General features: G+C 71.0%; 18 protein-coding genes and 1 riboswitch. Of the genes, 13 read left to right on the top strand and 5 right to left on the bottom strand.

What is annotated here, in order from left to right:
• Positions 1-172: 172 nt before the first annotated feature.
• From ACWEN0_RS19245 to ACWEN0_RS19230, 4 genes are read left to right on the top strand one after another with little or no spacing between them, the layout of a single operon-like run.
• Positions 173-1,519 (top strand): glutamine synthetase family protein, encoded by a 1,347-nt coding sequence (locus ACWEN0_RS19245; RefSeq protein WP_451975199.1) that lies wholly within the window; start codon positions 173-175, stop codon positions 1,517-1,519.
• The gene (locus ACWEN0_RS19240; RefSeq protein ID WP_451974920.1) at positions 1,500-2,210 is read left to right on the top strand and encodes a gamma-glutamyl-gamma-aminobutyrate hydrolase family protein; all 711 of its coding nucleotides are present in this window, start codon (positions 1,500-1,502) and stop codon (positions 2,208-2,210) included. The genes ACWEN0_RS19245 and ACWEN0_RS19240 overlap by 20 nt, the downstream gene beginning before the upstream one ends.
• Positions 2,207-3,571 carry an aldehyde dehydrogenase family protein gene (locus ACWEN0_RS19235; RefSeq protein WP_451974918.1) on the top strand — a complete coding sequence of 455 codons (1,365 nt, stop codon included), beginning with the start codon at positions 2,207-2,209 and terminating at the stop codon, positions 3,569-3,571. The genes ACWEN0_RS19240 and ACWEN0_RS19235 overlap by 4 nt, the downstream gene beginning before the upstream one ends.
• The gene (locus ACWEN0_RS19230) at positions 3,571-4,338 is read left to right on the top strand and encodes a 3-oxoacyl-ACP reductase (RefSeq protein WP_451974916.1); all 768 of its coding nucleotides are present in this window, start codon (positions 3,571-3,573) and stop codon (positions 4,336-4,338) included. The genes ACWEN0_RS19235 and ACWEN0_RS19230 overlap by 1 nt, the downstream gene beginning before the upstream one ends.
• Here the strand turns inward: ACWEN0_RS19230 and ACWEN0_RS19225 are convergent.
• Together ACWEN0_RS19225 and ACWEN0_RS19220 are read right to left on the bottom strand one after the other, a co-directional pair.
• Positions 4,335-4,532, bottom strand: a complete 198-nt coding sequence (locus ACWEN0_RS19225; RefSeq protein WP_451974914.1) for a hypothetical protein — start codon at positions 4,530-4,532, stop codon at positions 4,335-4,337. The genes ACWEN0_RS19230 and ACWEN0_RS19225 overlap by 4 nt on opposite strands.
• A 75-nt stretch (positions 4,533-4,607) precedes the next feature.
• Entirely contained in the window at positions 4,608-4,988 is a 381-nt protein-coding gene (locus tag ACWEN0_RS19220; protein ID WP_451974912.1) for a hypothetical protein, read from the bottom strand.
• 104 nt (positions 4,989-5,092) lie between these two features.
• On the opposite strand from ACWEN0_RS19220, the gene ACWEN0_RS19215 reads away from it, so the two are divergent.
• The 7 genes from ACWEN0_RS19215 to ACWEN0_RS19185 all read left to right on the top strand — a co-directional run bounded on the left by ACWEN0_RS19215 (position 5,093) and on the right by ACWEN0_RS19185 (position 14,663).
• On the top strand, positions 5,093-6,385 hold the full coding sequence (locus ACWEN0_RS19215) for a helix-turn-helix domain-containing protein (RefSeq protein WP_451974910.1): 1,293 nt from the start codon (positions 5,093-5,095) through the stop codon (positions 6,383-6,385).
• A 169-nt stretch (positions 6,386-6,554) separates the two neighbouring features.
• Positions 6,555-6,653, top strand: a riboswitch (glycine riboswitch).
• A gap of 39 nt (positions 6,654-6,692) precedes the next feature.
• On the top strand, positions 6,693-9,524 hold the full coding sequence (gene gcvP / locus ACWEN0_RS19210; RefSeq protein ID WP_451975196.1) for an aminomethyl-transferring glycine dehydrogenase: 2,832 nt from the start codon (positions 6,693-6,695) through the stop codon (positions 9,522-9,524).
• Between the two features lie 2 nt (positions 9,525-9,526).
• Positions 9,527-10,618, top strand: coding sequence for a glycine cleavage system aminomethyltransferase GcvT (gene gcvT / locus ACWEN0_RS19205; RefSeq protein WP_451974908.1), 1,092 nt, complete (start codon positions 9,527-9,529; stop codon positions 10,616-10,618).
• A gap of 13 nt (positions 10,619-10,631) precedes the next feature.
• Entirely contained in the window at positions 10,632-11,009 is a 378-nt protein-coding gene (gene gcvH / locus ACWEN0_RS19200) for a glycine cleavage system protein GcvH (RefSeq protein ID WP_451974906.1), read from the top strand.
• Complete coding sequence (gene glyA, locus ACWEN0_RS19195) at positions 11,009-12,283, top strand: serine hydroxymethyltransferase (RefSeq protein WP_451974904.1); 1,275 nt, start codon at positions 11,009-11,011, stop codon at positions 12,281-12,283. The genes gcvH and glyA overlap by 1 nt, the downstream gene beginning before the upstream one ends.
• On the top strand, positions 12,280-13,281 hold the full coding sequence (gene lipA / locus ACWEN0_RS19190) for a lipoyl synthase (protein ID WP_451974902.1): 1,002 nt from the start codon (positions 12,280-12,282) through the stop codon (positions 13,279-13,281). The genes glyA and lipA overlap by 4 nt, the downstream gene beginning before the upstream one ends.
• Positions 13,282-13,295: 14 nt before the next feature.
• Positions 13,296-14,663 (top strand): L-serine ammonia-lyase, encoded by a 1,368-nt coding sequence (locus ACWEN0_RS19185; protein WP_451974900.1) that lies wholly within the window; start codon positions 13,296-13,298, stop codon positions 14,661-14,663.
• Here the strand turns inward: ACWEN0_RS19185 and ACWEN0_RS19180 are convergent, their stop codons facing one another.
• The gene (locus ACWEN0_RS19180; protein WP_451974898.1) at positions 14,664-14,891 is read right to left on the bottom strand and encodes a hypothetical protein; all 228 of its coding nucleotides are present in this window, start codon (positions 14,889-14,891) and stop codon (positions 14,664-14,666) included.
• A gap of 130 nt (positions 14,892-15,021) precedes the next feature.
• Here ACWEN0_RS19180 and ACWEN0_RS19175 point away from each other — a divergent pair, with 130 nt between their 5' ends.
• Positions 15,022-15,741, top strand: a complete 720-nt coding sequence (locus tag ACWEN0_RS19175) for a FadR/GntR family transcriptional regulator (protein WP_451974896.1) — start codon at positions 15,022-15,024, stop codon at positions 15,739-15,741.
• A 75-nt stretch (positions 15,742-15,816) separates the two neighbouring features.
• Positions 15,817-17,706, top strand: a complete 1,890-nt coding sequence (locus tag ACWEN0_RS19170; RefSeq protein WP_451974894.1) for a transglycosylase domain-containing protein — start codon at positions 15,817-15,819, stop codon at positions 17,704-17,706.
• A gap of 1 nt (position 17,707) precedes the next feature.
• Here the strand turns inward: ACWEN0_RS19170 and ACWEN0_RS19165 are convergent, their stop codons facing one another.
• Both ACWEN0_RS19165 and ACWEN0_RS19160 read right to left on the bottom strand, forming a co-directional pair.
• A complete protein-coding gene (locus tag ACWEN0_RS19165) occupies positions 17,708-18,364 on the bottom strand; it encodes an O-methyltransferase (RefSeq protein ID WP_451974892.1) in 657 nt (218 codons plus the stop codon).
• Positions 18,361-19,494, bottom strand: a complete 1,134-nt coding sequence (locus ACWEN0_RS19160; protein ID WP_451974890.1) for a CdaR family transcriptional regulator — start codon at positions 19,492-19,494, stop codon at positions 18,361-18,363. Before ACWEN0_RS19160 ends, ACWEN0_RS19165 begins: the two co-directional genes overlap by 4 nt.
• Positions 19,495-19,612: the final 118 nt, after the last annotated feature.

Below are 19,612 nucleotides of genomic sequence, written 5' to 3'. Positions count from 1 at the left end.
GCGGAATTCACAGACTCTTCTCAGCCGGGCAAACGGGGCATACCGGCCGTCCATCCAATGGTTCAGCAAAATACCTTTGTTCCGGTTGACCGAGCGGGCGCCACCGGGTAGGAAGGACCCGCAAAGGATTCGCATCAAACCTTTGGGGCGGCTGATGGCACGCAGACGAGGCATGCTCACGCTCGACGAACTCCGGTCGCGCGTGGAAGCGGGCACGATCGACACGGTGCTCGTCGCGATCACGGACATGCAGGGCAGGCTGCAGGGCAAGCGCTGCTCGGCGGAGTACTTCCTGGACGAAGTGGTCGGGCACGCGACCGAGGCGTGCAACTACCTCCTGGCCGTGGACGTCGACATGAACACCGTCGACGGCTACGCGCTCTCCTCGTGGGACAGCGGGTACGGCGACTTCGTGCTGCGCCCGGACCTCGACACGCTGCGGGAGATCCCGTGGCACGAGGGCACCGCGCTGGTCCTGGCCGACGTCGAGCGCGTGCAGGGCGGCCCGGTCTCGGTGTCGCCGCGCCAGATCCTGCGCCGTCAGCTCGACCGGCTCGCCGAGCGCGGCCTCGCCGCCTACGTCGGGACCGAACTCGAGTTCATCGTGTTCGACGACACCTACGAAGCCGCCTGGGACAAGCGCTACCACGGCCTCAAGCCGGCCAACCAGTACAACGTGGACTACTCGATGCTCGGCACCGCGCGGCTCGAGCCGCTGCTGCGCCGCATCCGCAACGAGATGTCCGGCGCCGGCCTGTACCCCGAGTCGGCCAAGGGCGAGTGCAACCCCGGCCAGCAGGAGATCGCCTTCCGCTACACCGACGCGCTGTCGACCTGCGACAACCACAGCGTCTACAAGAACGGCGCCAAGGAGATCGCCTCGCAGGAAGGCAAGAGCCTCACTTTCATGGCGAAGTACAACGAGCGCGAGGGCAACTCCTGCCACATCCACATCAGCCTGCGCTCCACCGAGGGGCGCGCGGTGCTCGCGGGCGACCACGACCACGGCTTCTCGACGCTGATGGAGCAGTTCCTCGCCGGCCAGCTCGCCGGGCTGCACGAGCTGACCTACTTCTTCGCGCCGAACGTCAACTCCTACAAGCGGTTCGTGCCCGGCAGCTTCGCGCCGACCGCGATCGCGTGGGGCACCGACAACCGGACGTGCGCGCTGCGCGTGGTCGGGCACGGCGAGTCGCTGCGCGTGGAGAACCGCGTGCCCGGTGGCGACGTCAACCCGTACCTGGCCGTCGCCGCGCTGATCGCCGCCGGGCTGCACGGCATCGAGAACGAGCTGGAGCTGGAAGAACCCTTCGCCGGCAACGCGTACAACTCCGACCGCGGCACCGTGCCGACCACTTTGCCCGAGGCGGCCGCGGCGCTGGCCGGCAGCGAGCTGGCGCGGGAGGCGTTCGGCGACGACGTCGTCGACCACTACCTGAACGCGGCCAAGATCGAGATCGACGCCTACAACGCCGCCGTCACCGATTGGGAGCTCGTCCGTGGCTTCGAGCGCCTCTAAACCGGTCATCGGCCTCACCAGCTACCTCGAACCCGCGAAGTTCCTGGTCTGGGAGACCGAAGCCGTGCTGCTGCACCGGGTGTACGTCGACTGCGTCGTCGCGGCAGGCGGCATCCCGGTGCTGCTGCCGCCGGTGTCGGCCGAGCACGACCGGCTCGTGTCCACAGTGGACGGCCTGGTGCTGACCGGCGGCGCCGACGTCGAGCCCGAGCGCTACGGCCGGGAGGCGCACCCCGCGACCTACACCCGGCCGGACCGGGACGCCTTCGAGTTCGGCCTGTTCGAAGCGGCCCGGCGCGCCGGAAAGCCGGTGCTCGGCGTGTGCCGGGGCCTGCAGGTGATGAGCGTCGCCCTCGGCGGCTCGCTGGTCCAGCACCTGCCGGAGGCGACGGGGGCCACCGAGCACCAGCCCGCGCCCGCGACGTTCGGCCGCGGCACGGTCACGCTCGCCGAGGGCAGCCGGGCGGCGGCGATCCTCGGCCCGGAAACCAAGACCCTGTGCTACCACCACCAGGCGATCGACCGGCTCGGCGCCGGCCTGGACCCGGTGGGCTGGGCGGCCGACGGCACGATCGAGGCCGCCGAAGTGCCCGGCGAGTTCACCCTGGGCGTGCAGTGGCACCCCGAGCAGGACAGCGACGACGTGCGGCTGTTCCAGGCCCTGGTCGAAGCGAGCAAGGAGAAGCGATGACGACGTTCGACGTCCGGAACCCCGCCACCGAGGAGGTGGTGCGGACCGTCCCGCTGACGAGCGCGGAGGAGACCGACGCGGCGATCGCCCGCGCGCAGGCGGCGTTCCCGGCCTGGCGCGACGTCACGCCCGGCGACCGCGCGCGGCTGCTGCGGCGCTTCGCCGACGCCGTCGAGGCCGACATCGAGCACCTCGCGCGGCTGGAGGTCGAGAACTCCGGCCACACGATCGGCAACGCGCGCTGGGAGGCGGGCAACGTCCGCGACGTCCTCAACTACTACTCCGCCGCGCCGGAACGCCTGATCGGCAAGCAGATCCCGGTACCGGGCGGGGTCAACGTCACGTTCCATGAGCCGCTGGGCGTGGTCGGCGTGATCGTGCCGTGGAACTTCCCGATGCCGATCGCCGGCTGGGGCTTCGCGCCCGCGCTCGCCGCCGGCAACACCGTCGTCCTCAAGCCCGCCGAGCTGACGCCGCTGACCGCCGTCCGGCTCGGTGAACTCGCACGCGAAGCGGGCATTCCCGAGGACGTCTTCCAGGTGCTGCCCGGCAAGGGATCCGTGGTCGGGCAACGGTTCGTCGACCACCCGGGCGTGCGCAAGGTCGTGTTCACCGGTTCCACCGAGGTCGGCAAGCAGATCATGGCCGGCTGCGCGGCGCAGGTGAAGCGCGTGACGCTGGAGCTGGGCGGCAAGAACGCGAACATCGTCTTCGCCGACTCCGACCTGGAGAAGGCCGCGGCGACCGCGCCCTACGGCGTCTTCGACAACGCGGGGCAGGACTGCTGCGCGCGGTCGCTGATCCTGGTGCAGGCGAGCGCGTACGACCGGTTCATGGAGCTCCTGGAGCCCGCCGTGCACGGCGTCGTCGTCGGCGACCCCGGCGACGAGAAGACCGAGATGGGGCCGCTGATCTCGGCCGGGCACCGGGAAAAGGTGGCGTCCTACGTGCCGGACGACGCGCCGGTCGCGTTCCGCGGCAGCGCGCCCGCCGGGCCCGGCTACTGGTTCCCGCCGACCGTCCTGACCCCGCCCGACCTGCGGCACCCGGCCGTGGCGGAGGAGGTGTTCGGCCCGGTCGTCGCGGTCGTCCCGTTCGACGGGGAAGCCGACGCGATCCGGATGGCCAACGCGACCGAGTACGGCCTGTCCGGGTCGATCTGGACCCGCGACGCCGGTCGCGCGTTCCGCGTGGCGCGCGGCGTCGAAGCCGGCAACCTGTCGGTGAACTCGCACTCTTCGGTGCGCTACTGGACGCCGTTCGGCGGGTTCAAGCAGTCCGGCCTCGGCCGCGAGCTGGGCCCCGACGCCGCGGCGGCGTTCACCGAAACCAAGAACGTCTTTCTCAGCACGGAGGAGTAATGGTCCAGCGTTTCGAAGGCCGCGTCGCGGTCATCACCGGCGGCGCGAGCGGCATCGGCCTCGCGTCGGCCCGGCGCCTGGCGAGCGAAGGCGCGAAGGTCGTCATCGGCGATCTGACGCCGGATTCGGGCAAGGCCGCGGCCGACGAGGTCGGCGGCGCGTTCATCCAGACCGACGTCACCGACGCCGAGCAGGTCGAGAACCTGTTCCACAGCACGGTGGAGCAGTTCGGCTCGGTCGACGTCGCGTTCAACAACGCGGGGATCTCACCGCCCGAGGACGACTCGATCCTGACCACCGGCATCGAGGCGTGGGAGAAGGTCCAGCGCGTCAACCTGACGTCGGTGTACCACTGCTGCAAGGCCGTCCTGCCGCACATGCAGCGCCAGGGCCGCGGCTCGATCATCAACACGGCGTCGTTCGTCGCGGTGATGGGCGCGGCGACGTCGCAGATTTCGTACACGGCGTCCAAGGGCGGCGTGCTGGCGATGAGCCGCGAGCTGGGCGTGCAGTTCGCGCGGGAGAACATCCGCGTCAACGCACTGTGCCCGGGCCCGGTCAACACGCCGCTGCTGAAGGAGCTGTTCGCGAAGGACCCGGAACGCGCCGCGCGGCGCCTGGTGCACGTGCCGGTGGGTCGCTTCGCCGAGCCGGAGGAGATCGCGGCGGCGGTGGCGTTCCTGGCGAGCGACGACGCCAGCTTCATCACGGCGTCGCAGTTCCTGGTCGACGGCGGCATCTCGGGCGCCTACGTCACCCCGATCTAACGCTTGGTCGGTTTCTTGACGCCGTACACCTCCCGGAGGTAGGTCCAGGCGGCGTTGAGCTTCTTGCGCTCCTCGGAGACGAGCCGTTCGCGCCGCCGCAGCACGCGAACGGCGATCTCCGAGGCGAGAAAGGCGCCGGCGGCGAAGGTGAGCACGCCGACGATGAGCGTCAGGGCGATGATGGTGGTGGTCATGCTCACCAGCGTCGACGCCGAATGGGCGATTCGTCCCTGCGCAAAGCTAGCGGGTTTCGTCAGCTTCGTGCGGGCCTATTTGCGAGAGCAGACGTTCCGCTCCATCGACGCGACCAGCATGTCGGCCTTCGCCCTGTCGCCCACCGATACGGCGGTGTACCCGACGACCTCGCTTCGCGGCATGTGGGCGAGGTTGTCGCACGCGATGTCCGTGGACCGCTTCGAGCTGGGCAGGAGCTCCTGCACCTGGTCCGCCGAGGCCACGGTGCCGGGAAAGATGATCGACACCGTGTCGCGGACCACCGCTTCGTAGTCCGGCTCGCTCCTGGCGGGACCGGAGCTCCGGTCCACGGCCAGTGCGATCGACACCGCGATGACGACCACCGCGGCGACACTTACGAGCGCGAGACCGGCGACCACGGGTCGGCGTCGGGGGGCGCGGGGTTCCGTCGTCATGGCCGGTCTCCTTCCGCGGACGGCACTGGTGTCGCGCCATCGGGGGCCGGTGTTGCGTCGGCTGCTCGATCGTTACGAGCCAGGAGCTGCGTTAGCTTTGTGAGGTGACGCACTGGCGCGCCGACGAGTGGGCGGAAGCGGTCCGGACGGGCATCCGCGCGAAAGGCCTCTCCCTCGACGAGGCCGCCCGGCGGATCGGCGTTCCGACGTCGACGCTGCGCAGCTGGATCGAGCACCGGCACGCGCCGAAGGTGACCGTTTTCGATCACTGGGCTCAGCTCGCCGAAGTCACCGGGCTCGGCGAGGCCGACCTCCTGCGCGTTGCCGGGGTGCTGCCCGACTCCCTCGCGAGTCCGGTGCACGTCGCGCACGCCGCGAAAGCCCTTCGGGAGGGCATCGACCGGGCCGGGCAGTTCCTGCGGCAGGCCACCGCGCTCGTCTACTCCTCGCCCGGCACCCAGGTGGCCAACGCCATCGCCGCGTCGCCGGTCGACTGGGAGATTCGGATCCGGTCCGCCACCCGCGGGGACGAGGTCCGCGTCACCTACCACCACTACGTCGGGATCGTGCCGCCGCGGGACTTCCCGCACGACGACGCCGAGGTGCGGCGGATCCTCGAGCACGACATCCTCGGCGAGCTGTGGCGGCCGCTCGGGCTGTACTGGCGGGTCGCCGAGGTGCACGACTGGCACGAGCCGCCGCGGCTGGTGATCCAGGTGCCCGAGCAGGAGGCGACGCGCCCACCTGCGCCGTCGCCGGTGGTCTCCGCGCCGCCCGTGGTGGTGCTGTCGCCGATCTGGGGCTACGGCGAGCTGCTCGCGTCCCTGGTCGCCGACGGCCTCGGGTTCGGCAACGTCGACTTCCGCTACTTCGGCCTCCCGGACGCGATGGCCGACCGCGTCCGGATCACCGCCCGCGAGCTGGCCGGGCCCGCGCCGCAGCTGGTGCACTCGGTGCCGCCGATCATGCTGCTGCACGGCTTGGCCGTGCCCGACCTGACCGGCCGGCTTCCGGTCGTCGTCCGCTACGGCCCCCGCATGCGCGAGCGGGCAGCGCGGATTTACCGCGAGCCGCTGCTCGAAGCCGGGTTTTCCGACCCCGAGGAGGGCGCGAAGGCGATCGAGGACGCGATCTCGGTGCCGCCGGGCTGCGAGTACTTCGAGGTGACGCTCGCCGACGAGGACGTCTTCGACGGCGACCACCCCTCGCTCGACCGGCTCAACGACTCGGTCGCGTGGCTCGCCGAGCAGATCGTCGAGCAGGTGCTGCTCGGCGCCGGGCACCCGCCGGTGCCGCTGGGCGGGCCGCTGAAACGCCTGGTCCTGCCCTCGGGGCGGGTGCGGCGGCCGCCCGCGCTGGCCGGGAGCGTCGTGCGTCGAGCCGCGCTCGAAAACTGATGTGGCGTTGCCCGGGTGAAGTAGACGGACCTCGAACGGGCCGGGTACCGTAACCGCCACAACTGCAGATCGGGCCGTAGAGCCGGGGCGGGAGAGTCCTCACGACGTCAGTGGGGCACCGAAGGAGCAAACTCCCCAGAATCTCTCAGGTACCTGTTACCGCTTCGCGCGAGGCCACTCTGGAAAGCAGGCGCACCCGCGCCTCACCCAAGGTGAAAGCCGTGTCTCCCACGGTGAAACTCTCAGGTGCCATGACAGAGGGGGAGTTCCCAGCGCACCGCTGTGTGCCCGGCCCGAGGAGCTCCCCATCACTTCAACGCAGTTCGACGCCCGCCACATCGGCCCGTCCGAGGCCGAACGCGCGAAGATGCTGGCCGAGTGCGGCTACGGCAGCCTGGACGCCCTCGTCGGCGCCGCCGTGCCGAGCGCCATCCGCGCGACGAAGGAACTCACCCTTCCGCCCGCCGCGTCCGAAGAGGACGCCACCGCGGAGCTGCGCGCCCTCGCCGCGCGCAACCGGCCGATGACGCAGATGATCGGCCTCGGCTACTCCGACACCGTCACCCCGGGCGTGATCCGCCGCAACGTCCTCGAGAACCCGGCCTGGTACACGGCGTACACGCCCTACCAGCCGGAGATCTCCCAGGGCCGGCTCGAAGCCCTCCTCAACTTCCAGACGATGGTCGCCGACCTGACCGGCCTGGCCACCGCCAACGCCTCGCTGCTGGACGAGTCGACCGCCGTCGCCGAGGCCGTCACGCTGATGCGCCGCGCGTCCAAGTCGAAGTCGAACAAGGTCGTCCTCGACGCCGAGTGCCTGCCGCAGACCATCGCGGTCGTCCGGACCCGCGTCGAGGCCCTCGGCATCGAGGTCGAGGTCCGCGACCTGCTCACCGGCCTGCCGGACGAGTTCTTCGGCGTCGTCGTCCAGTACCCCGGCGCGTCCGGCGTGCTGCGCGGCCGCGGCTTCTACCACGCGATTTCCGAGTCGGCGAAGGCCGCGGGCGCGCTGTTCACCGTCGCCGCCGACCTCCTCGCGCTGACGCTCATCACCTCGCCCGGCGAGTTCGGCGCCGACGTTGCCGCCGGGTCGACCCAGCGCTTCGGCGTCCCGCTCGGCTACGGCGGCCCGCACGCCGGGTACATGTCCGTCCGCGCCGGGCTCGAGCGCTCGCTGCCCGGGCGCCTGGTCGGCGTCTCGGTCGACGCCGACGGCAACCCGGCTTACCGGCTGGCGCTGCAGACCCGTGAGCAGCACATCCGCCGCGAGAAGGCGACCTCCAACATCTGCACGGCGCAGGTGCTCCCGGCCGTCCTGGCCGCGATGTACGCGGTCTACCACGGCCCGGACGGCCTGAAGCAGATCGCCCAGCGCGTCCACGGCCTCGCCGCGGGCTTCGCCGAGGCGCTGCGCAAGACCGGCGTCGAGGTCGTCCACGAGTCGTTCTTCGACACCGTCGTCGCGCGCGTCCCGGGTCAGGCCGCCGAGGTCCACGCGGCCGCCCGCGAGGCCGGGATCAACCTCGGCCACGTCGACGCCGACCACGTCCGCGTCGCGTTCGACGAGGTCAGCACCCCCGCGATCACGGCGAAGGTCCTGCGCGCGTTCGGCGTCGAGGAAGAGACCCAGGACAGCGTCGCGCTGCCGAACGGCCTGGCCCGCGAGAGCGGCTTCATGGGCCACGAGGTCTTCGGCACCCACCGCTCCGAGACGGCGATGCTGCGCTACCTGCGCAAGCTGTCCGACCTCGACTACGCGCTCGACCGCGGCATGATCCCGCTCGGCTCCTGCACGATGAAGCTCAACGCCACCACCGAGATGGAGCCGATCAGCTGGCGCGAGTTCGCCGGCATCCACCCGTTCGCCCCGGCCGAGGACGCCGAGGGCTACCACGTCCTCGTCGAGCAGCTCGCGGGCTGGCTGGCCGAGGTCACCGGCTACGACAAGGTGTCGCTGCAGCCGAACGCGGGCAGCCAGGGCGAGCTGGCCGGGCTCCTCGCCATCCGCGCGTACCACCGCGCGAACGGCAGCGAGGCCCGCGACGTCTGCCTGATCCCGTCGTCGGCGCACGGCACCAACGCCGCGTCCGCGGTGCTCGCCGGGATGCGCGTGGTCGTCGTCAAGTGCACCGACGAAGGCAACGTCGACCTGGCCGACCTGCGGTCCAAGGTGGACACCCACCGCGACACCCTCGCCGCGATCATGGTCACGTACCCGTCCACGCACGGTGTCTACGAGCACTCGATCGACGAGCTGGCCAAGATCGTCCACGACGGCGGCGGCCAGGTGTACGTCGACGGCGCGAACCTCAACGCCCTGCTGGGCCTGGCCAAGCCGGGCGAGTTCGGCGGCGACGTCTCGCACCTGAACCTGCACAAGACGTTCTGCATCCCGCACGGCGGTGGCGGCCCGGGCGTCGGCCCGGTCGCGGTGCGCGCGCACCTCGCGCCGTACCTGCCGAACCACCCGCTGCTCGACGCCGCCGGCCCCGGGACCGGCGTCGGCCCGATCAGCGGCGCGCCGTACGGCTCGGCGTCGATCCTGCCGATCTCCTGGGCCTACGTCCGGATGATGGGCGCGCCCGGCCTGACCGCCGCGACGAAGGTCGCCGTGCTGGCCGCGAACTACGTCGCCTCGCGCCTGGCCCCGCACTACCCCGTGCTCTACACCGGCCAGGACGGCCTGGTCGCGCACGAGTGCATCCTCGACCTGCGCCAGCTCACCAAGGAAACCGGCGTGACGGTCGACGACGTCGCGAAGCGGCTCATCGACTACGGCTTCCACGCGCCGACCATGTCGTTCCCGGTCGCGGGCACGCTGATGGTCGAGCCGACCGAGTCCGAGGACCTCGGCGAGATCGACCGGTTCATCGCCGCGATGATCGCCATCCGCGCCGAGATCGACGAGGTCGCTTCCGGCAAGTGGAGTGCGGAGGACTCGCCGCTGCGGGGAGCCCCGCACACCGCGGAGACGCTGGTCGGGGAGTGGGACAAGCCCTACAGCCGCGAGCTGGCCGTGTACCCGGCCGGGGTGTCGCGCAAGAACAAGTACTGGCCGCCGGTCCGCCGCATCGACGGCGCCCGCGGCGACCGCAACCTCGTCTGCTCCTGCCCGCCCCTCAACGCTTACGAAGGCTGACAGTGTCGAAGGAAACCTCCCTGCACGGAGTCCACAAGGGACTCGGTGCGCTGTTCACCGACTTCGCCGGCTGGTCCATGCCGGTTCGCTACGCCAGCGAGCTGGCCGAGCACAAGGCCGTCCGCGAGGCGGCCGGGCTGTTCGACCTCTCGCACATGGCCGAGATCCACGTCACCGGCAAGCAGGCGGCCGACGTCCTGGACTTCGCGCTGGTCGGCAACCTGACCGGGGTCAAGCCGGGCCGCGCGCGGTACACGATGATCTGCGACGCTTCCGGCGGGGTCCTGGACGACCTGGTCGTCTACCGGCTCGCCGACGAGCACTACCTGGTCGTCGCGAACGCGGGCAACGCGCAGGTCGTCGCGGACGCCCTGGCCGAGCGGGTCGCGGGCTTCGACGCCGTCGTGGACGACAAGTCCGAAACCACCGCGCTGATCGCCGTCCAGGGCCCGAACGCCGCGGCGATCCTCGGCGCGGTGACCGACGCCGACCTGGCCGCGCTCAAGTACTACGCGAGCGTCCCCGCTGTCGTGAAGGGCCACGACGTCCTGCTCGCCCGCACCGGCTACACCGGCGAGGACGGCTTCGAGCTGTTCGTGCCCGCGGACGAGGCGCCGGCGGTCTGGCGCATCCTGACCGAGGCGGGCGAGGGCCACGGCCTGGTCCCGGCCGGCCTGGCCTGCCGCGACACGCTGCGGCTGGAAGCCGGGATGCCGTTGTACGGCAACGAACTCACCCTCGACCAGAGCCCGTTCGAAGCCGGGCTCGGCCGCGTGGTCAAGTTCGAGAAGCCGGGCGACTTCGTCGGCCGCGCCGCTCTCGAGGAGCGGTCCAAGGCCGACGTCCCGCGCGTGCGGGTCGGGCTCAAGGGCGCGGGTCGCCGCGCGCCGCGGCACGGCTACAAGCTGCTGGCCGACGGCGTCGAGATCGGCGAGGTCACCAGCGGCGCGCTGTCGCCCACGCTGGGGTACCCGATCGCCATGGCGTACGTCGATCGGGCGTACACCGAGCCCGGCACCGAGCTGTCCGTCGACATCCGGGGCAGGATCGAGCCCGTCGAGGTCGTCGCCCTGCCCTTCTACTCCCGCGCGTAAAGGACCCCCAGCTGTGAGCATCCCCGAGAACCTGAAGTACACCAAGGAACACGAGTGGCTGTCGGTCGAGGACGGCGTCGCCACCGTCGGCATCACCGCCTTCGCCGCCGAGTCGCTCGGTGACATCGTGTTCGTCCAGCTGCCCGACGCCGGTTCGACGGTGACCGCGGGCGAGGTGTTCGGCGAGGTCGAGTCGACCAAGTCGGTCAGCGAGCTGTACGCGCCGGTCTCCGGCGAGGTCGTCGAGGTGAACGAGGCCACATCGAACCGCCCCGAGGTCATCAACGAAGACCCGTACACGGAAGGCTGGCTGCTGAAGGTGCGTCTCTCCGGCGACGTGCCGGAACTGCTCGACGCCGCCGCCTACGCCGCGCTCACCCAGGAGAACTGATGACGACCTTCGACGCCCACCTCGCCGACGTCGACCCCGAGGTCGCGGCGGCCGTCGCCGACGAGCTCACCCGCCAGCAGTCCACCCTGGAGATGATCGCCTCCGAGAACTTCGCCCCGGTGGGCGTGCTCGAGGCGCAGGGCTCGGTGCTGACCAACAAGTACGCCGAGGGCTACCCCGGCCGTCGCTACTACGGCGGCTGCGAGCACGTCGACGTCGTCGAGCAGCTCGCCATCGACCGCGCGAAGGCCCTCTTCGGCGCCGAGCACGCCAACGTCCAGCCGCACTCGGGTGCGCAGGCCAACGCGGCCGCGATGTTCGCCGTGCTCAAGCCGGGCGACACGATCCTCGGCCTCGACCTGGCGCACGGCGGCCACCTGACGCACGGGATGAAGATCAACTTCTCGGGCAAGCTGTACAACGTCGTCGCGTACCACGTCGACAAGGAGACCGGGATCGTCGACCTGGCCGAGATCGAGCGGCTGGCCGTCGAGCACGAGCCGAAGCTGATCATCGCCGGCTGGTCCGCCTACCCGCGTCAGCTCGACTTCGCCGAGTTCCGCCGCATCGCGGATCTCGTGGGTGCCCGCCTGATGGTGGACATGGCGCACTTCGCCGGGCTGGTCGCGGCCGGGCTGCACCCGTCGCCGGTGCCGCACGCCGACATCGTCACGACGACCACGCACAAGACCCTCGGCGGTCCCCGCGGCGGGCTCATCCTCAGCCGCGAGGAGCTGGCGAAGAAGATCAACTCGGCGGTGTTCCCCGGCCAGCAGGGCGGGCCCCTGGAGCACGTCATCGCCGCCAAGGCCGTCGCGCTGAAGATCGCCGCGAGCGACGAGTTCCGCGAGCGCCAGGAGCGCACCCTCGAGGGTTCGCGCATCCTGGCCGCGCGGCTGTCGCAGGCGGACTGCGCTGACGCCGGTGTGCGCGTGCTGACCGGCGGCACCGACGTCCACCTGGTGCTCGTCGACCTCGTCCAGTCCACTCTGGACGGTCAGCAGGCCGAGGACCGGCTGCACGAGGTCGGCATCACGGTCAACCGCAACGCCGTCCCGTTCGACCCGCGCCCGCCGATGATCACCTCCGGCCTGCGGATCGGTACCCCGGCACTCGCCACGCGCGGCTTCCGGGCCGAGGACTTCACCGAGGTCGCCGACGTCATCGCCGAGGCCCTGAAGCCGGACTTCGACGACGCCGTGCGCTCGAAGCTGCGGGACCGCGTCGAGACCCTCGCCAAGAAGCACCCCCTGTACGCGGACCTTTCGCGATGAGCGCGCTGCCCGAGGGGCGGAAGCTGCTGCGTCTCGAGGTTCGCAACAGTGAGACGCCGATCGAGAAGAAGCCGTCGTGGATCAAGACGCGGGTGCGGATGGGGCCGGAGTTCACCGAGCTCAAGGGTCTGGTGCGTCGCGAAGGTCTTCACACGGTGTGTGAAGAGGCGGGGTGTCCCAACATCTATGAGTGCTGGGAAGACCGTGAGGCCACGTTCCTGATCGGTGGGGATCAATGCACGCGTCGGTGTGACTTCTGCCAGATCGACACCGGCAAGCCCGCCGCCCTTGACCGGACCGAGCCGCGGAAGGTCGCCGAGTCGGTGCAGGCCATGGGTCTGCGGTACTCCACGGTCACCGGCGTCGCCCGTGATGATCTTTCCGACGGTGGCGCGTGGCTCTACGCGGAGACCGTGCGCCAGATTCACGCGTTGAACCCCGGCACCGGTGTCGAGCTGCTGATCCCGGATTTCAACGCCGATCCCGCGCAGCTGGCTGAGGTGTTCGGCTCGCGGCCGGAGGTCTTGGCGCACAACGTGGAGACGGTGCCGCGGATTTTCAAGCGGATCCGCCCCGGGTTCCGCTATGAGCGTTCGCTGGAGGTCATCACGGCGGCGCGTGAGGCCGGTTTGGTGACGAAGTCGAACCTGATCCTGGGCATGGGTGAGACCCCGGATGAGGTCGCGCCCGCCATGCAGGACCTGGTTGACGCCGGGTGCGAGATTTTGACGATCACGCAGTACCTGCGGCCTTCGCCGCGGCATCATCCGGTGGATCGGTGGGTGAAGCCGGAGGAGTTCGTGGAGCACTCGAAGGCGGCGGAGGCGATGGGCTTCGCGGGCGTGATGGCGGGTCCGCTGGTGCGCTCGTCTTACCGCGCGGGACGGCTCTACGCCCAGACCAAGGGCTACCGTGGGGAGGAGCTGCCGGACAACCTGCGGCACCTCGCCGACCAGGGCCCGGCCGCGCAAGAAGCCAGCTCCCTGCTGGCGCGATAGGAAGGGGCGGATCAATGGCGATCAGCGTCTTCGACCTGTTTTCGATCGGGATCGGGCCGTCGAGCTCGCACACCGTCGGGCCGATGCGGGCCGCCCGGACCTTTGTGGACGGACTCGGCGACGACCTCGGCCGCACGGCCCGCGTCCAGGCCGAGCTGTTCGGCTCGCTCGGCGCGACCGGCTTCGGCCACGGCAGCGACAAAGCCGTCCTGCTGGGACTTTCCGGTGACCGGCCCGAAGAGATCGACACCGACGCCGTGCCGGGCCGCATCGCGGCGATCCGCGAGTCCGGGCGCCTCCTCCTGGGCGGCACGCACGAGATCGCGTTCGACGAGGACAACGACCTCACCATGCACCGCCGCAAGTCGCTGCCGGCGCACCCGAACGGCATGGTGTTCCGCGCGTTCGACGCGTCCGGTGGCCTGCTGCGGGAGCGGACGTACTACTCGGTCGGCGGCGGCTTCGTCCGCGACGAGTCGTACGAGACGGACACGGTGTTCGTCGAGGACTCGACGCCGGTGCCGTACCCGTTCCGCACCGGCGCGGACCTGCTCGGGCACTGCGCGGAGACCGGGCTGCCGATCAGCGAAATCATGCTGGCGAACGAACTGTCCTGGCGTTCGCGCGAGGAGGTGCGCGACGGGCTCCTGGCGATCTGGGCGGTCATGGCGGAGTGCGTCCGCAACGGCTGCACGCACGAAGGCGTCCTGCCGGGCGGCCTGAAAGTGCCGCGGCGCGCGCGTTCGCTGTACGAAAAGCTCCTGGCCGAGGACGGCGCGGACGACCCGCTGTACGCGATGGACTGGGTGAGCCTGTACGCCTTGGCCGTCAACGAGGAGAACGCCGCGGGCGGCCGCGTGGTCACCGCGCCGACCAACGGCGCCGCGGGGATCATCCCGGCCGTGCTGCACTACTACCAGCGGTTCATCCGGCACTCGTCGGACGACGGCATCGTGACGTTCCTGCTCACCGCGGGCGCGATCGGCTCGATCCTCAAGCAGACGGGCTCGATCTCCGGCGCCGAAGTCGGCTGCCAGGGCGAGGTCGGTTCGGCGTCGGCGATGGCGGCCGCGGGCTTGACCGAGGTCCTCGGCGGCTCGCCGGCCCAGGTGGAGAACGCGGCGGAGATCGGCGTGGAGCACCACCTCGGCCTGACGTGCGACCCGGTCGGCGGCCTGGTCCAGATCCCGTGCATCGAGCGCAACGCGGTGGGAGCGTCGAAGGCGATCCACGCGGCCCGCATGGCCATGCGCGGCGACGGCAGCCACGTGGTGACCCTGGACAAGGCGATCAAGACGATGCGCGAGACGGGCGCGGACATGAGCGTCAAGTACAAGGAGACGGCCCGCGGCGGCCTGGCGGTGAACGTCATCGAGTGCTGATCAGCTCCGCCGTTCGTCCTCCGTGGCCAGCTTCAGCCCCACCTCCACGAGGGTCCAGCCGAGCTGCTGCTTCCTCGTGCCGATCCGTCTGAGCGGCGCCTCCCGGCCGGAGGCGTCGCTGCGCACGCCGTGGCGCAGCTCGTCCTCGCGTTCGTGCACCAGGTCTTCCGCCATCAGGAAATGCACCGGATCGCCCCCTGCGTCGATGTTCGGTGTCGGTCGTCCCATGGTCGCCGACCGTGGCCGTCCGGTTCCACCGGTTTTCCGCAGCGCGAACGTTCGCCGCTGACATCGTCGACACAGTGTGACTGTCTCGCGTTCCCGGCACCACTCCGTGAGTGCGGCCTAAACTCGCGGGATGGAGTCGACGTCGGTGGTGAATGCCGGGGAAGCGCTGTTCCGGCCGGTCCGCGCGGGCAACGCCTTCGAGGAGACCGTCGAGCGGCTCCTGCAGGCCATCCGGCTCGGGGTGGTCGGCGCGGGGGAGCGGCTGCCGTCGGAACGCGAGCTCGCCGAGCGGCTCGGGGTCAGCCGCGTGACGCTCCGCGAGGCCATCCGTGCCCTCTCCGACGCCGGTTACGTCGAGTCACGGCGAGGGCGGTACGGCGGCACCTTCGTGAACGACACCCTGCCCGGCCCGCCCGAGCCCGACGGCGAGATCGACGCCGTCGGCCTGGAGGACGCGCTGTGCCTCCGGTACGTCCTCGAGACGGGGGCCGCGGAGATGGCCGCCGCGCGCTCGCTGAGCCCGGCCGACCGGCAGCACCTCACCGGCACGCTCGCCGAGGCGTCGGGCGCGAACCTCGACGACTACCGCCGCAAGGACTCCCGCCTGCACCTGGCGATCGCCGAGGTCACCGCCTCCGGCTCCCTGACAACGGCGATGGCCGACGCGCGCACCCGCGTCAACCAGCTGCTCGACCGCATCCCGCTGCTTCCGCCCAACCTCGAGCACTCGAACGCCCAGCACGAGGCAATCGTCGACGCGATCCTGGCCGGCGACGCGGTGGCCGCGCGGCAGGCGATGGCGGAGCACATCGAAGGCACGGCGTCGCTGCTGCGGGCCTTCCTGGCCTGAGCCGTCTTGACAGGATTCGAACAACCTCGTTAGTTCTCCACAGAACCTCCTCACCCGTTCGACCGTCATCCGTTCGTGACCTTGGTGACCGAGGAAAACGACGAAGAAGCCGAACAGCCGGACACCCCGCGCCGACGGCGGTGGCGGCGGATCCGGCGGATCGGGTACTGGGCCTCCGGGCTGCTCGTCGGCGTCCCGTTGATCGCCTTCTGGGTCGCCTACCTCGTCCTCGACGTCCGCAGCCCGCAGGAAGTCCTCGCCGGGCTCGACAAGACCGTCGTGCTCGAGTATTCCGACGGGTCCGAGCTGCTCAAGGTCATCCCCGCCGACGGCGACCGGACCTTCGTGCCGTACGCGCAGGTGCCCGAGAAGCTGCGCGACGCCATCATCGCGACCGAAGACCCGACCTTCTGGGACAACCAGGGCTTCGACCCGACCGGCATCGGCCGCGCGTTCCTCACCGGCGTCGGCGGCGGGTCCGGGATCACGCAGCAGTACATCAAGAAGTCCACCGGCGACGACGACGCCACGATCGGGCGCAAGTTCGCCGAGCTCGTGCTGGCCACGAAGATCACCCAGGAACAGAGCAAGGAACAGATCTTCGAGAGCTACGTCAACATCATCTCCTTCGGCCGCGGCACGTTCGGGCCCGCCGCGGCGATGAACGCCTACTTCGGCAAGCGGCTCGACGACTCGATCACCTGGAGCGAGGCCGCCTTCCTGGCCGGGATGATCCAGTCGCCGTCGGTGCACGACCCCGCCGCGTCCGGCGACGCCCACGCCGCGCGGCGCTGGGAATACGTGCGCGACAAGCTCAAAACCCGCGGTTACGTGAAGAGCGACGAACCGATGGCCTACCCCGGCGCCGGGATCCAGCCGCCGTCGGAGACCCGCGCGGGCCGCCTCACCTACGACGAGTTCCACATCAAGCAGCAGGTCCTGGCCGAACTGGAACAGGACGGCTTCCCGCTCGGCCGGCTGCAGCAGGGGAACATGACCGTCGAGACGACGCTCGACCGCGGCCTGCAGGACGCCGCCCGCAAGACCCTGCAGGACCGGCTGAAGGGCGAACCGAAGGAGTTCCGAGGGGCCGTCGTCTCCGTCGACCCGAAGAGCGGTGCCGTCCGCGCCTACCAGGGCGGTGACCAGGGCGTCCGCGACTACGCGAGCACCCCGCACGCGGCCGGCTCGGCGTTCTACCCCTTCACGCTCGCCGCCGCCCTGCGCCGCGGCTACGGCCCGGACGTGCCGGTCCCGGCGCCGGAGGAGCAGGAGTTCCTCGGCGAGAAGTTCAAGTACCCCGAGGTCTGCGGCCCGAAGTGCGCTCCGCGCGTGGCGATGCAGGCCCACGCCGACGGCCCGTTCGTCGCGCTGGCGAAGAAGCTCGGCCCGGACGCGCTGAGCGACGCCGCGCGCCAGGCCGGCATCCCCGAGACCGTCGACGGCACGCCGACGATGCGGGAGAAGGACGGCTACCTCATCGGGGCCGGCATCGCGATCGGCCGGTACCCGCTGCGGCCGCTGGACATGGCGGGCGCCTACGCGACCTTCGCGAACGACGGGCAGCGCACGACGCCGCACCTGGTGGCGCGGGTCCGGGACGAGAGCGGCGCGGTCGTCTGGGAGCACACCGACACCGCGCGCCCCGCCTTCGACGAAACCGGCGACGACAGCCGCCGCATCGCCGAGGACGTCACGGGCACGCTGACCACGGGCGGGAGTGCCGCACTGCGCACCGGCGAGGCCGAGCACGGCACCAGCCCGGACTTCCAGGACGCCTGGGCCGTCGGCTACACCCCGCAGCTGGCGACGGCGGTCTGGATCGGCTCCGACGACGAACGGCGGCTGACCGACGCGAACGGCGCCAAGCTGACCGGCGACGTCGTCCCGGCCGACGTCTGGCGCGGCTTCATGGCGGCGGCGCACCAGGGCCGGCCGGTGCCCGTGGTGCGGCCGCCGCGGTGAGTCAGCGAACGATGCCGAGCACGAACCCGTCGTGGCCCTTCGAGCCCACGGTCTGGACGGCGGTCGCGTCGATCCGGTCTTCGGCGGCGAGGAGATCGAACATCTCCCGCGCGCCGACGACGTTCGGGTCCGTGCTCGCCGCGTCGGCGACGGCACCCTGCCGGACGACGTTGTCGACCACGATCGTCGTGCCCGGCCGCGAAAGCGGGAGCACCGCGCGCACGTAGTTGGCGAGGTTGTTCTTGTCGGCGTCGACGAAGACGAAGTCGAACGGCCCGCTCAGCCCCGGCAGCGTGTCGAGCGCGGCGCCGACCCGGATGTCGACGACGTCCTCGCCGAAGCCCGCCCTGGCCAGGTTGGCCCGCGCGACTTCGGCGTGCCGTGGCTCGTATTCGCAGGTCACGAGCTTGCCGCCGGGCGGGAGCGCGCGGGCGAGCCAGATCGTGCTGTACCCGCCGAGCGTGCCGATCTCGAGGATCGAGCGGGCGCCGGCGAGGCGGGCGAGCAGGTTGAGCAGTTTGCCCTGGTTGGGCGCGACGGCGATGGGCGGCAACCCGGCGGCGGCCGAGTCGGCGAGCGCGGCGTCGAGCACCGGGTCGGCGGCGAGCAGCGCGCCGGTGAGGTAGTCGTCGACTTCGGCCCAGGTCTTGTCGGTCATGGCACCTCCACCGCCAACTTAGCGGCCAGGCACGCCAGGTACACGGGAACGGCGGCGGTGGCGTCACGCACCGGACGCCCGGTCAGGTCGGCGATCTTCGCCAGCCGGTGCAGCAGCGTGTTGCGGTGGATGTGCAGCGCGGCCGCGGTGTGCACCAGGTTGAGGCCGTTTTCGACCCAGGCGAGCACGGTTTCGCACAGTGCGTCCCACGCCGGATCGTCGCGAAGCGCGCCGAGCTGCCCGGCGGCGAACCGGTCCCGCGCCTGGTGCGCGGTCGTCTCCAGCAGCTGCTCGGTCCGGAGGGTCTCGATGGCGAAGACGCTCTCGGCGGGACGCCTCAGGGGGCCGAGCCGGACCGCCGCGGCGGCGTCCACATAGGACGCGTGCAGGCCGGGGACGTCCGTCGCCGCGGTGCCGAACCCGGCGCACGCGGCCAGGCCGTACCGCTCGCGCAGCACCGTGACGAGGCCCGCGCACTGCCGCGCGGGACCGCCCGGGCCACGCGGGTGGTGCAGCACCGCGAAGCGGCTCGCGGTCATCTCGGCGGCCAGGTCCTGCGGGAAGACGTCGCGTATCGCCCCCAGTGGTGACGCCGTGGGCGTGCCGCGCACCTCGACGAGCACCGCGATGCGCGGCAGGCGCAGGTCGAGGCCGAGTTCGCTCGCGCGCGCCGCGATCGCGGCCGGCTCGACGACGTCGGCGTCGAAGAACGCGAGGTCACGCACCAGGTCGTGGCGGGCGCGCTCGCCGAGCAGCCGCGACTCGAGGCCGATCGCCTCGCGCAGCAGGATCTCCGTCTGGCGTCGCACGACCAGGCCGAACTGGCGGACGTGCCGCGGCGCGCCGGTCAGCCCGACCGTGCCGACGGCCGTCCCGTCGATGACGATCGGCAGCGTGATCCCCGGTCGCACGCCGTGCAGCGCGCGGGCCCGCTCGGCCGAGTGTTCCGCTGCTTCGAGCGTGCGCAGGACCTCCAGGGACGCCTCGTGGACGCCGCCGACGCGCGAGACGTCGCCGCTGCCGATGACGACACCCTCGACGTCGGTGATGAGCACGTTCAACCCGATCACCGCGCTCGTCTCGCCGGCGATCTCCTGGGCGAGCGCGGGTGTGAGCTGTGGATCAGCCATGGACGAACCGTACAGCGCATCCCGGAAAACAAGCTCATACTTCGGATGGTTCGTCCGATGACCGTCGAGCTCGGTGTGTCTAGCGTCACCTGCCAACCAGACCCGAACCCCCGGAGCG

The organism is Amycolatopsis sp. NPDC004378 (assembly GCF_053602455.1).
Note: the sequence above shows the minus strand (reverse complement) of the source record. Positions and strands in the feature narration are given on the sequence as shown.